Here is a 12,415-nt window from a genome sequence, read left to right as displayed (position 1 = left end):
CATGACCGCTCGTTCCGATGCCGCGCTCCAGCCTGTGTGGCGGCTCCCCGCCGCCGATGCCGTGCGGGGGCATCGGGCCCTGTGGTGGAGCGTCGGGCCTGCCGGGGAGCTCGCGGTCCTGTTGGTCCACCGACGGCACCTTGAGCGCAGCCGCCACATCAAGGGGTGGATCGGGTGGAAGCCGAGAGTCCCGTTCACCGGTGAGTTGGTCATCGTCACGGGGCAGCAGGAGCGGCGCGTCCCGGTGAAGGACGTTCGGATGTGGCCCTGCCACTTGGCTCTGCTCCCGGATTCCCGGTTCGTGCTGGTCGGCGGCCGTACGTTCCGGAACGGGACGGACGGCCGCTGGACGCCCAACGCCGTGGTGTTCTCCCCATCGGGTACGCCCGAAGCCGAGTTCTGCGTCGGCGACGACATCCCCGCCCTGGTGACCGACGTCCACGGCGGCATCTGGACGGCTCACGGAGACGAAGGCATCTACGGCGGCCACCCCGAGTCAGGAGCGGGCCTCGCGGGGTGGAACACCCGGGGCCGGGCGGTCTGGGCTCCCGAGGGACGGCTGCCCGACCACCCGTTGGAAGGCTGCACCGCCGCGACCGAGGACGAACGGGTCTGGCTCGTCTGGTACTCCGGCAGCAGCAAGGGCGGCACCTTCCTGACCCGGATCACCCCGTCCACCGGCGACGTCACCAGCTATCGCAGTCCCGTCCCCGCACCGGACGGATTCGCGGTCCGCGGCAACCGGGCGGTACTGACCCGCCGGGACCACAACAAGCGGTCCGTCGAGGTCGTACGTGCCGAGCTCGACGGCACCACCTGGGCAGTGACCGGCCGGCACCGGCTTCGGGTGCCCGGTCGGGTCGTGCTGCACTGCGGCCAAGGCCGCGACGGCTCCCTCTGGCTCCGCGCAGGCGACACCTGGCTGCGCACAGCGGCATGAACACCCCGACGACGTCTCGGCCGGTCCGACGTCGCGGCGGGCGGCCCCGGGCGGCCCCGAGCCGTTGCCGGCGACCGCTCCCCCAGATCCAGTAGGAACGTGTCCGTTACAGGGGCTCGCGATCCCCGGCCCGGGTGGTGACGCTGGTATCCGGACGGAACAGAAACGGACTGTCGTTCCGCCACGATCTGTTCCATCCGAGAGGATCATGCATATCTAGGGGGAAACCATGCGCAGCAAACTGACCGGCCTGATCGGCGTCGTCGCCTTGGCCGTTGCCGTCGGGTCCGGAGTGACGGTGCACCACGTCGAGGCCGACGGGACCGGGAAGGGTGTGCGCATCCTGGCCACCAACGAGGGGCCGGGCGTCAGCCACCAGTGAGGGGACCGGGCTGCCGACCCGGCGCCCTACGCCTGTGTGCTGCAGCAGAAGGAGCCAAGGCTGCAGCACACAGGCGCACGGCCAGGCGAGCCCAGGACGGCCCGGGGGATGTTCATGGCGGCGAACAGCTCCTCGGCGCTGTGCAGATGCTCCCGGGCGACGTCATACCGTCCCAGCGACTTCTCGGCCTTGGCCATGCCGTGCAGCCCATGCGCCATACCCATGCGGTATCCGATGCTCAGTGCCCTCTGATGGGCACTTCGGTGCAGGCCGAGCGCCTTCTCGTGGTCCCCTCCGCGCTGGTGGACCAGTCCCGCGATGTTCTCGACCTCGCACTGCCAGGTCACCGTGCCCAGAGGGCCGACGAGCGCGAGTGCGTGATCGATGTACGTCATCACCTCGTCGTCCTGCCCGTTCCGCTGGTGGAGAACGGCGCGCAGGGCCAGGGACATGGCCCGGTTCCTGGGCATCACGGAGTCCTCGCCGAGTACCAGGGCCCGCTCCAGGTGCCTGTGTGCCGATGCGTCGTCGCCGCCGTCCAGGTGCGCGATGACCAGGTCGTTGAGGGCGGCCACCTCGTGCTCCCGCTCCCCGACTTCCTGGCAGAGCATGACGGCCCGTTCGGCGGCGGCGATCGCTTCCGCGGTCCGGCCCTGCCACAGGTGCAGGGTGCTGAGATTGCACAGGGCGATGGATTCCCGTCGGAGGGTTCCGAACTCGCGGTGCAGCCCTATGCCCCGCAACAGGAGGTCGTACCCCTCAGAGAGGCTGCCGAGCACGATGTGCGCCCAGCCGAGCAGGTCGAGGAAGGCTGCCTCGCTGACGGGGTCCCCGTGCGACCGGGCCACCCGCAGACCTTCCTCCGCGGCCTCCTTCGCCAACCGGAACTCTCCGAGTATCTGGTGGGCCGAGGCCAGGTTGGCCAGGCTCAGGCACAGGGCCTGGGTGTCCGCCGCCCGACGGGCCGCGGCCACCGCGACCTCCGCCAGCTCCCGGAAGTCCTGGATGGCGCCCTGCGCATGCAGGTGGAGCACCGTGTTTCGGGCGAGGTAGCTGGCCAGGCGGTGGAAGTCGTGTTTCTGTCCCAGCCGGACGGTGGCCTGAAGGCCCCGGCTCTCCCGGTCGTACCACCGGCGGGCGGTCTGTGCGTCGCGGAACGCGGGCAGTCCCGGCGCGTCGCCGGTCGGAGCGGACGCGCACTGGCGCAGGCCGGGAAACAGGATCCGGCACGCCTCGTTGGTGGCACCGAGGTAGTAGTTCAGCAGCCGGCCGACCGCCGTGTCCTTCTCGTGCCTGACGGAATCGTCCCAGAGGCTGCGGGCAAAACTGCGGATGAGGTCGTGGAAGGAGTACCGCCCTGCCTCGTACTGCTGCAGTAGTTGCGAGTCCAGCAGGTCTTCCAGCATTTGCTCCGCGTCTTTGGGCGTCATGTTCGTCAGAGCCGCGGCCGCGTGGGGGTCGAAGTTCGGCCCGGGGTGTACTCCCAGGAGCATGAACGCCCGGCGGTGCTGCTCGCCCAGGGCCTCGTAGGAGAGCTGGATGGTCGTGGCGACGCTGCGTTCGGTGGAGCGGAGCTCCGTGAGCAGGGCGTCCTCCTCGCGGAGCCGGTCGACGAAGTACTGCAGCGTCCAGCGGGGGCGGTTGTGGAGTCTGGCCGTGGCGATGCGCAGTGCGAGCGGCAGGTGCCCGCAGAGAGTGGCCAGTGACTTCGCGGCTTCAGGGTCGGCGGCCACGCGTTCCTCGCCGAGCGTGCGGGCGAGCAGCGCCGCGCTGTCCTGCGGCGGGAGCGTTCCCAGTGATATCCAGTGGGCCCCGTCGAGGTCGAGCAGTCGGCACCGGCTGGCCACGAGGACCAGGCACTCGGAGGTGACGGGCAGGAGCGGACGGATCTGGGCGGCCTCGGCCGCGTTGTCGAGGACGAGGAGCAGTCTCCGCGAGGCCGAGGCGGTCTGCCACATCGCGAAACGGCTCTCGGTGTCGTCGGGGACGGCGCTGTCCGCTGTTCCCAGGGCGCGCAGCAGTATGCGCGTCGCCTCCTCGGGTGCGAGCGGGCGTTCCCCGGGGGTGAAGCCGCGCAGATCGATGTAGAGCTGCCCGTCCGGATACGAGGCGGCCAGGCGGTGGGCCGCACGCACGATCAGGGTGGTCTTGCCGGCACCGCCCATCCCGTCGACGGCGACGATCCGCACCCCTTCGCCGGCCTGTCCCCGATCGAGCAGGTAGCCGAGTTCCAGGTGACGGCCGGTGAAGTCCGGTAATTCGTACGGCAGGGTGCACGGGGCGTTCTCGGCCGCTCGCGCTGCATCCGACGGTCGGGGGGAAGGGGCCGAAGGCGCTGGTGAGGGCGTGTCCAGTTCGGGGCTGGCCCGGAGGATCTTCTCGAACAGGCCGGCCAGGTCCGGACAGGGGCTGATCCCGAGCTCCTCCGCCAGCAAGTCCCGTACGGCGGTGTACTCGTGGAGGGCCTCGGCCTGCCGGCCGGCGCGGTACAGAGCGAGCATCAGCTGGGCGCGCAGGCCCTCGCGCAGCGGGTAGGCGTCGGCGAACTCGCGTATCTCGCTGACGAGGTCGCTGTCCTCGCCCAGCTGGAGTCTGAGCGCGAAGAGCTCCTCGACCGCGGCCAGTCGCCGTTCCTCCAGCACGGTGGACGCCGCGTCGAGGATCGGCCCACCCGTCCCGTTCAGCACCGGGCCCCGCCACAGCGCGAGGGCCTTGCGCAGCTCCCCGGCCGCCGCACCGGGCTCTCCGTCGGAGCGGTCGGATGCGGCCCGTTGGACATGGCGCGAGAAGAGGTGCAGGTCGACCCGGAGCGGCTCCACGGACACGCGGTACCCCGCGTCCTCGGTCACGATCAGCGCCGGACCGTCGGGAAGGCGCCGCCGAAGGTCGGCGATGGCCTTGCGGACCTGCTGCTTGGCGGTATCGGGTCCGGCTTCCCCCCAAGCCGTCTCGATGAGGCGCTCGATGGGCACCGTCCGCCCGGACTCCAATAGCAGGGACGTCAGAATGCGTTCCTGAAGCGGTCCGCCGAGCTTGATCCGATGCCCGTCGACCAGGCATTCCAGGGATCCGAGGACGTTGAACCGCAGCCCGCGATCTTCTGTGATCGTCAAAGTGCACCCCCCATGTGCTGCCTGGAAAATACCAGTTCGAGGTGACTACCGCAGCGCGCGGTACCGGACCGGTAGGTGAGTGGTATCACCGCCCGGCAGGCTCCTTGCAGCCACCGAAAGTGGCGGCCCTCCGCGCCTCCCGAGGCATCCGACCGGTGCCGGAGGCGGCGGACCCGAAATGCGCTCGGATCGCCATCCCCGCGCAGGCAACGGCGTCGGCACATCGTGCGACGCGAACCACAAAGGAGTCATGAACATGGCACTTGCGACCACTGTCGCCAGCTGTCTCGTATGCGACACCGAATTCGAGGTGCGCGAGGACTGGGAGAAGGGCGAGATCACCGAGTGCGGGGCCTGCGGCCAGGAGCACGAGGTCGTCGAGAAGTCCGCGGCGGGCATACGCCTGGACCTCGCCCCTGAGGTGGAAGAGGACTGGGGCGAGTGACCACCTCCGACCAGGTCCTGCTCTCGGTCACGATGCTGCGCCCGGAGGAGAAGCTGCTCCTGGGCGCACTGCGTGACGAGGGTCTGACGGCGCGACCGCTGCTCATGGAGGATCTGGCCGAGATCGTGGCGGGCCACACCGGCCCGCCCGCTCTCGCCCTGATCAGGAACCTTTCCCACCGGGACGCGATCAGCGTCTCCCGCCGCCTGGAACACGCCGGAGTCCCCACCCTCAACCGCGCGGCAGCGATCGAGACGTGCAACGACAAGGGCCTGCAGGCGTTGCTCTTCGCACAGCACGGAATCCCGCACCCGGATACCCGACACGCTTTCAGCCTCGACCAGGTCCGCCGGACCGTCGCCGACATGGGCATGCCCGCCGTGGTCAAGCCCGTCAGCGGCTCCTGGGGACGGGGCGTCAGCAAGATGACCCATCCCGACTGCGTCGAGGCGTGGGCCGCGGGCCGCGAGTCCGCCGACGCCATGGGAAAGCAGTTCCCCGTCGTCGTACAGGAGTACATCGACAAGCCCGGCCACGATCTGCGGGTGGTGGTCGTCGGGCGGACCCCGGTGGTGGCCATCCAGCGGGTGTCGGACGACTGGCGCACCAACACCCACCTGGGCGCGGAGGTCCGGCGCGTCGAGCTCACCGCGGAGATGGAGAAGCTCTGCGGCCAGGCCGTCGACGCCCTCGGCCCCGGCTTCTACGGGGTGGACCTGGTCGAGGACCGGTCCACGGGCGAACTCCTCGTGCTCGAAGTGAACGCCAACCCCGAATTCGCCCGTTCCTCCGCCCAGCACGGAGTGAACGTGGCCGGCCACCTCGCCGCCTACGTAGCGGAGACCCTCACGGCCTCGGCCGTGTGACACGGAGAAGACCCATGGAACTGTTCGACACCGCAACGGTGCTCGCCCGCGTCCTCACCACGGGCGTGGTCATGAGCATCGAGAAGAGCGACCGGGAACTGCCCGGCCTGGAACGACTGCTGACCAAGCAGACCGGACGCGCACGGGCCGTGCTCGTCAACAGCCGTACCGCCGCCGTCCACGCGGCGCTGGCCGGCCAGGGCATCGGGCACGGCGACACCGTCGCCGTCCCCGAGCCGGACGCGGCGACCGGCCGCTTCCTGCGCTGGCTCGGCGTCAGTGCCGGGGAGCAGGGGCCGGCCGCGTACGACTACGTGTCACTGGGTTCTCAGAACGCCGATCAGCTGGGCGAGCTCACCCGGGCCGCCACCGCCCCCGCCCTCGTCGTGGACCTCACCGGACTCGGCTTCGGGCCGGCCGCCGCCGTCCTCACCGACGACGACGGGGTCTGGGCCCGTGCCGAGCGACTGAAGATCTTCGGCGCCTACGACCTGCGCACGATGTGGACGCAGGAGGAGGCCGACGCCTCCCTGGTACCCGGGGTCCAGTTCAACTACCGGCTCAGCCCTCTCGTGGCCGCCTGCGTGCGGATGGCCCTGACCCAGGCGGCACGTCCCGCCACTCCCACCGGAGCACGCTCATGATCACTGATTTCCCGGCAGCCCCGCTGCCCCTGCCCGACCCCGCCGAACTCGACGCCGAACTCGCCGCCCTCGGCGGCCAGGCCCTGATTCCCAAGGCGTCGCGCCGCACCCTCTTCCCGGTCATCACCAAGGAAGACGTCTTCAACCTCATGCTCGCCCAGCGGCAGGCGCCCGAGAAGGTCGTCGCCGACTTCGCCGAGGCATACCGCTCCTACGTCGGTGCGGCGCACGCGCTGCCCACGGCCAGTGGCACCTCCAGTCTGCACATGGCCCTCGTGGGCGCCGGTGTACAGCCCGGCGACGAGGTCATCGTGCCGGCGTTCACCTTCATCGCGACCGCGCAGGCCGTCGTCGCCGCGCACGCGATCCCCGTGTTCGTCGACATCGACCCCGTCACCTACTGCATGGACCCCAAGGCCGCGGCCGCCGCGATCACCGACCGCACCCGCGCGCTCATGCCGGTGCACGTGCACGGACTGCCCGCCGACGTGTCGGCCCTGCGCACCCTCGCCGACCGGCACGGCATCGCCCTGGTCGAGGACGCCTCGCACGCCCATTCCGCCAAGGTCGGTGCGCAGGTGGCCGGCTCCATCGGAGACGCCGCGGGCCAGAGCCTGATGGCCGACAAGAACTTCCCGCTCGGCGGCGAGGGGGGCATCGCGTTCTTCGCTTCCGAGGAGGGCTACGACCGGGCCCTGGCCTACCTGGAGCGGCACGGCATCGACTACGGCATGTCGTGGGTCGCGGCGGCCTTCGGCGCCAGCCAGCTCAAGCGGCTGCCGTACTACGACGAGATCCGGGCACGCAATGCCGCGCTGCTCGGCGAGGCCCTGAGCGGGACCGGCCTGTTCACCCCGCCGCACGTACCCGAGGGACACGTCCACGCGTACAACATGTACCGCACCACCCTGCACCCCGAGGCCGTGGGCCTGGGCGACATACCGGTGTTCGCGGTCAAGGAGGCCGTGCACGAACTCCTGGTCGCCGAGGGCGTCCCGGCCCGTGAGTGGCAGAACACCCCGATCCCGTGCCACCTGCCCTTCCAGCACCGGGACGGCTTCGGAAACGGCTACCCGTTCACCCTCAACCCCGGCGCCGTGCGCGACCACCGGCCCGAGGACTTCCCGGTCACCCTCGGCATGCTCGACAGCACCCTCGTCCTGTGCCGCGAGCTGCGCTCCCCGGTGGAGTACGAGCGGATCCTGCGCTACGCCGACGCCTTCCGGAAGGTCGCCCGTCGTCCCGACGCCATTCGCAAGCTCGTCGAGACCCGCGACTACAGCCGTCCCTACGACAAGGCGGCCCGCCTTGGCTGACGCAGCGCACGAGAAGATCCGCGTCGCCGTCCTCGGAGCCAGCGGCTACACCGGCGGCGAGGTGATCCGGCTGCTCCTGGAGCACCCGCACGTGGAACTCGCGTTCCTCTCGGCGGAGCGCGCCGCGGGCACGACCGTCGGCAGCGGCCACCCCTGGCTGCGCAACCACCCCAAGGCGTCCGGCCTCACGTTCCGACCGCTGGCCGAGCTCGCGGACACCGACACCGTCGATGTCGCCTTCGGCTGCCTGCCCACCGGCGCACTGCCCGAGCAGCTGCCGCTGGTCGCCGACCGGGCCAAGCGCGTGTTGAACCTGGGCGGTGACTTCCGGCTGCGCGACGAGAAGGCGGTCGGCAGGCACTACCCGAGGACCGCGGCCCACCCGCCACTGGAGGATTTCGCCTACTACGTACCGGAGTTGAGCCCCGGCATCCCCGACAGCCGGTTCGTCAGCCTGCCCGGGTGCATGGCCGTCACCACGGTCTACGCCCTGTACCCGCTGTTCGCCGGCGCCGCTCCGCTGGTCGCCGACCGGGTGGTGGTCGACGCCAAGACCGGGTCCACCGGCGGCGGCCGCGGCAGCGGCGAGCAGCCGGCGGAGCGCAGTGGCAACTTCCGGGTGCACAAGCTGCACGGCCACCGGCACGCGCCGGAGGTCCAGCAGGCCCTCGCCGACTTCACGGGCGCCGCGGTCGATCTGCGGTTCTCCACGCACAGCATGGACGTCTCGCGCGGCATCATGGTGAGCGCCTACTCCGAGCTGCGGTCAGGAGTCACCGCCCTCGACGTCAAGCGCGCCTACGCCAAGGCGTACGTCGGCAAGCAGTTCGTGCGGGTCCGCCCGGCGCCCAAGGCGCCGCAGGACTTCCCCATGCTCAAGGCCGTCACCGGCTCCAACGTCGCGGAAGTGGCGGTCGCCGTCCGCGACGGTCAGTGCGTCACGGTGGCCGCCCTCGACAACCTGATCAAGGGCGCGGCGGGCCAGGCCATCCAGGCCATGAACCTCATCCACGGCTTCGACGAGGCGGCCGGGCTGCCGATCACGGCGGTGTCGCCATGACCCGACCGCTGTACGTCATCAAGGTCGGCAGTGCGACGCTCGACCGCGAGGCCATCCACAAGGAGATCGCCGACGTGGTCGCCCGCGGCGCCCGGGTCCTCCTGGTAGCGGGCGGGGCCACCGGCATCGAACGCCACTACGCGGCGATCGACCGCCCGGTCCCCACGCTCCGGCTGACCAACGGCGACGTGGTGCGCTACTGCCCTGCCGAGGAGATGGACCACCTCGTCGACGCCTACGAGCGGGTCACCCTGCCCGCCGTGGAACGCGGCCTGCGGGCCCAGGGCCTGAGAGTGTTCACGGCCGTCGCCGCGCGGGGCGGCCTGGTCGTCGGCCGGGCCAACCGCCCGCTGAAGGCGCTGTCGGCCGAAGACCGCCCCGTCGTGATCCGTGACCACCGGGCGGGGGTACCCGCCGATGCCGACACCGCGGCGCTGAACGCCCTGCTCGACGCGTACGACGTGGTCTGCCTGTCCCCGCCGGTCGCGGACCGGGACGGCGGCGCTCCGCTGAACGTGGACGCCGACGTACTGGCCGCGGTGCTCGCGGTCGCCCTGGACGCCGACCACCTCCGGCTGGTCACCGGCACCGCGGGACTGCTGACCGACCCGCACGCCCCGGACTCGACGCTGCGCGACGCCTACCCGGGCGACGGGGCACGGTACGCCGGCGGGCGCATGCGCCAGAAGGTGCGCGCGGCCGAGATCGCCCTGAAGGACAGCGGCGCCGATGTGGCGATCACCGGCCCGCACACCATGAGCGAGGCGTCCAGGTGGACCCGGTTCTGGCGCACCAGGGAGCCCGCCGCCGACCTCGCCCTGCTCACTCGCGCGGTCTGTGTGCCCTCGGTCTCCGGCGACGAGGCGGAACTCGCCTCCTGTCTCGCCGAGTGGTGCCGCGAGCGGGGCATCGAGGCCCGCATCGACCCGGCGGGCAACCTCGTCGCCACCCGAGGCACCGGTTCCCGCCGGCTGCTGCTCCTGGGCCACCTCGACACCGTCCCGCACCGTTGGCCCGCCGAGTGGCGCGACGGTGAGCTGTGGGGGCGCGGCAGCGTCGACGCCAAGGGCAGCCTCGCCGCCTTCCTCGAGGTGCTGACGGACGCGGCGATACCCGAGGACGGTCAACTGGTCGTGGTCGGCGCCGTCGAGGAGGAGATCTCCTCCTCGAAGGGGGCGTTCCACGTACGGGACCACTATCCCGCCGACGCGGTCGTCATCGGCGAGCCCAGCGGCTCGGGGAAGCTGACCCTCGGCTACTTCGGGCTCTTCAAACTGGCGGTGACCGCCTCGGTGCCCACCGGACACTCGGCCGGCCAGGACGCGGTGTCGGCCCCGGACCGCCTGGCCCGCGCCCTCGCCGAGATCCGCGCGTCGGTGCTCGAGCAGGCGCCCGAGGCGCTCAGCGCGGTCATCGACATCCGGTGCGAGCCCGGACGGGAGCGCAACCGGGCGCACGGAATCCTCAACTTCCGGGTGCCGCCGGGGGTCGATCTCGCGGCGCTGCGCAGCGCCGCGCTCCACCACGCCGGTGACGGTGTCGACATCGAGGCGCTGCGCGCCACCCCGGGCCACAAGGGTGGCCGCTCGGGCCCACTGGCCAAGGCGTTCACCCGGGCCTTCGCCGAGGCCGGGATCAAGCCCCGCTTCGTGGTGAAGAAGGGGACGTCGGACATGAACACCCTGGCGACCACCTGGCACGACGTGCCGATGGTGGCGTACGGGCCGGGCGACTCCGCCCTCGACCACACCGACGAGGAGCGGATCGGCGGCGAGGAGTACCGCGCCGCCCGGGCGCTGCTCGCCGACGCGGTGAACCGCTGGTTCGCCCTTCCGGAAGGGAGCGGCCGATGACTGCCGTGCTCGACGGTCCCACCGACGCCGAGGTACTCGCCTCGACGCTGGCCGAACGAGCCCTGGAGGCCCGGCGGCTGGTCGTCGACATGGCGGCGTCCGAGCGCGGCTGCCATCTGGGCGGCAGCCTGTCGGTGCTCGACATCCTGATCGCCGCCCTGCACCGGGCCCTGGCCGCGGACGGCACGGAGGTCGTGCTGAGCAAGGGGCACGCCGCCGCGGGCCTGTACGCCGCGCTGCACGTCAGCGGCGTACTGCCGGAGAACCCCGCGCCGCTGTACGGCCGGGCGGGGCAGCCCTACACCGGCCATCCGGGCCCCAAGGTGCCCGGCGTCCGCTTCCCCACCGGCAGCCTCGGTCACGGCGTCCCGTACGCGGCGGGCTGGGCCCTGGCCCAACGGATCGGCGGACGAAGCGGCCTGGGCATCGCCGTCGCGGGTGACGGTGAGCTCCAGGAGGGGCTGGTCTGGGAGACCTGCCAGGTGGCCGCGGCGCAGGAACTGGGCAACTTCGTGCTGGTCGTGGACCGCAACGGCGGGCAGAACGACGGGCTGGTCGCGGACATCTCACCGCTGCCCGGTCTCACCGAGCGGTTCGCCGCCTTCGGGTTCGAGGTCGCGGAGGTCGACGGGCACGATCCGGCCGCCCTGACCGAGCTGTTCGCCAGGGACCGGTCGGCCGCCCGCCGCCCGCTCGCCGTCGTCGCCCACACCGTCAAGGGCAAGGGCGTGCCGGCCGTGGAGGGCAAGGCGGGTTCCCACTACGTGACCATCGACGGCGCGCGCGCCGCGAAGTGGAAGCGAGCGATCCGATGACTCTCTCCGGCCGTGACGCCTACCGCGACGAGCTGACCGCCCTCGCCGCCGAGGACACCTCACTCGTCTGCCTGGAGGCGGACCTGGGCGGCAAGAACCATCCCTTCCAGACCGCGCACCCGGACCGGTTCTTCAACGTGGGCATCGCCGAGGGCGCCATGGTCGACATGGCGGCGGGACTGGCCGCCGGCGGCTACCGGCCGTTCGTCAGCACGTTCGCCCCCTTCGCGGCGCTGCGGGCCGCGGAGAGCCTGAAGCTGACGCTGGGCTACCTCAACGCCGGCGTCACCGTCGTGGCACCCTACGCGGGCGTCTCCGGTGCCTGGTTCGGCACCACCCACCACTGCCTGGAGGACCTCGCGGTGCTCCGCAGCGTTCCCGGCGTGACCATCGCGGCTCCCTACGGCGAGGCCGAGATGCGTGCGGTGGTCCGGTCCGCGGCGCGCAGCGGCAGGCCGCACTACATCCGTACGGGCCGGAACGCCGCGTACGAGTCGCTCGACCTGCCCGGCGGTGAACCGCCCCTGGTCAACTGGGAGTTCCAGGCGGACCCCGACGACGTCTGCCTGGTGTCGGTGGGCGAGGAGGGCACCCGCCTGTCGCTGGCCGCCCGCGCCGCCACCGGGGCCTCCCACGCACATCTGACCTATCTGGACCACGAGCACCTGGCCGAGGCGGCCGCGGAACTGGCGGAGCGGCACACCCGGTTCGTCGTCGTCGAGGAACACCGCGGTCAGGGCGGAGTGGCCGAAGCGCTCGCGCTGCTGCTGCCCCGATGCGAGGTGGCGGGTGTGAACGCGGGCCACGACTGGCCCTCCGAGGGCGGCGACCACCACGAGGTCATGGCCCGCCTCGGCTTCGATCTGCCCGCCGTGCGCACCGCGGTGACCCGGATGCGCACCGGCGCCTCGGGTCCGGTACCCGTCGGCGGCCGCACCCGCTGACCCTCGCCCGTCTTACTGCAATCGCCCCGAAACCCCC

At 71.6% G+C, this 12,415-nt stretch carries 11 protein-coding genes; 10 read left to right on the top strand and 1 reads right to left on the bottom strand.

Features of this window, described 5'->3' with window-relative positions; all coding sequences use genetic code 11:
- The first annotated feature begins 1 nt into the window (after position 1).
- Together ACFWZH_RS11920 and ACFWZH_RS11915 are read left to right on the top strand one after the other, a co-directional pair.
- Positions 2-940 carry a hypothetical protein gene (locus ACFWZH_RS11920; RefSeq protein ID WP_384428326.1) on the top strand — a complete coding sequence of 313 codons (939 nt, stop codon included), beginning with the start codon at positions 2-4 and terminating at the stop codon, positions 938-940.
- A 229-nt stretch (positions 941-1,169) separates the two neighbouring features.
- Positions 1,170-1,322 (top strand): hypothetical protein, encoded by a 153-nt coding sequence (locus tag ACFWZH_RS11915; protein ID WP_384428324.1) that lies wholly within the window; start codon positions 1,170-1,172, stop codon positions 1,320-1,322.
- A gap of 26 nt (positions 1,323-1,348) precedes the next feature.
- Here ACFWZH_RS11915 and ACFWZH_RS11910 read toward each other — a convergent pair whose 3' ends face one another.
- Positions 1,349-4,435, bottom strand: a complete 3,087-nt coding sequence (locus ACFWZH_RS11910) for a BTAD domain-containing putative transcriptional regulator (protein ID WP_384428322.1) — start codon at positions 4,433-4,435, stop codon at positions 1,349-1,351.
- 256 nt (positions 4,436-4,691) lie between these two features.
- On the opposite strand from ACFWZH_RS11910, the gene ACFWZH_RS11905 reads away from it, so the two are divergent.
- From ACFWZH_RS11905 to ACFWZH_RS11870, 8 genes are read left to right on the top strand one after another with little or no spacing between them, the layout of a single operon-like run.
- Positions 4,692-4,880: a lysine biosynthesis protein LysW gene (locus tag ACFWZH_RS11905; protein ID WP_384428320.1), complete on the top strand. Its 189-nt coding sequence runs from the start codon at positions 4,692-4,694 to the stop codon at positions 4,878-4,880.
- A complete protein-coding gene (locus ACFWZH_RS11900) occupies positions 4,877-5,746 on the top strand; it encodes a RimK family alpha-L-glutamate ligase (RefSeq protein ID WP_384428318.1) in 870 nt (289 codons plus the stop codon). Before ACFWZH_RS11905 ends, ACFWZH_RS11900 begins: the two co-directional genes overlap by 4 nt.
- A gap of 14 nt (positions 5,747-5,760) precedes the next feature.
- Positions 5,761-6,390 (top strand): DegT/DnrJ/EryC1/StrS family aminotransferase, encoded by a 630-nt coding sequence (locus tag ACFWZH_RS11895; protein ID WP_384428316.1) that lies wholly within the window; start codon positions 5,761-5,763, stop codon positions 6,388-6,390.
- A complete protein-coding gene (locus ACFWZH_RS11890) occupies positions 6,387-7,706 on the top strand; it encodes a DegT/DnrJ/EryC1/StrS family aminotransferase (protein WP_384428314.1) in 1,320 nt (439 codons plus the stop codon). The genes ACFWZH_RS11895 and ACFWZH_RS11890 overlap by 4 nt, the downstream gene beginning before the upstream one ends.
- The gene (gene argC, locus ACFWZH_RS11885) at positions 7,699-8,766 is read left to right on the top strand and encodes an N-acetyl-gamma-glutamyl-phosphate reductase (protein ID WP_384428312.1); all 1,068 of its coding nucleotides are present in this window, start codon (positions 7,699-7,701) and stop codon (positions 8,764-8,766) included. Before ACFWZH_RS11890 ends, argC begins: the two co-directional genes overlap by 8 nt.
- The gene (locus tag ACFWZH_RS11880; protein ID WP_384428310.1) at positions 8,763-10,619 is read left to right on the top strand and encodes a M20/M25/M40 family metallo-hydrolase; all 1,857 of its coding nucleotides are present in this window, start codon (positions 8,763-8,765) and stop codon (positions 10,617-10,619) included. Before argC ends, ACFWZH_RS11880 begins: the two co-directional genes overlap by 4 nt.
- A complete protein-coding gene (locus ACFWZH_RS11875) occupies positions 10,616-11,434 on the top strand; it encodes a thiamine pyrophosphate-dependent enzyme (RefSeq protein WP_384428308.1) in 819 nt (272 codons plus the stop codon). The genes ACFWZH_RS11880 and ACFWZH_RS11875 overlap by 4 nt, the downstream gene beginning before the upstream one ends.
- On the top strand, positions 11,431-12,378 hold the full coding sequence (locus tag ACFWZH_RS11870) for a transketolase family protein (protein WP_384428306.1): 948 nt from the start codon (positions 11,431-11,433) through the stop codon (positions 12,376-12,378). Before ACFWZH_RS11875 ends, ACFWZH_RS11870 begins: the two co-directional genes overlap by 4 nt.
- Positions 12,379-12,415 lie beyond the last annotated feature (37 nt).

This window comes from Streptomyces sp. NPDC059008, assembly GCF_042749045.1.
Taxonomy (GTDB): domain Bacteria; phylum Actinomycetota; class Actinomycetes; order Streptomycetales; family Streptomycetaceae; genus Streptomyces.
This window is presented reverse-complemented; position numbering and strand designations above follow the sequence as displayed.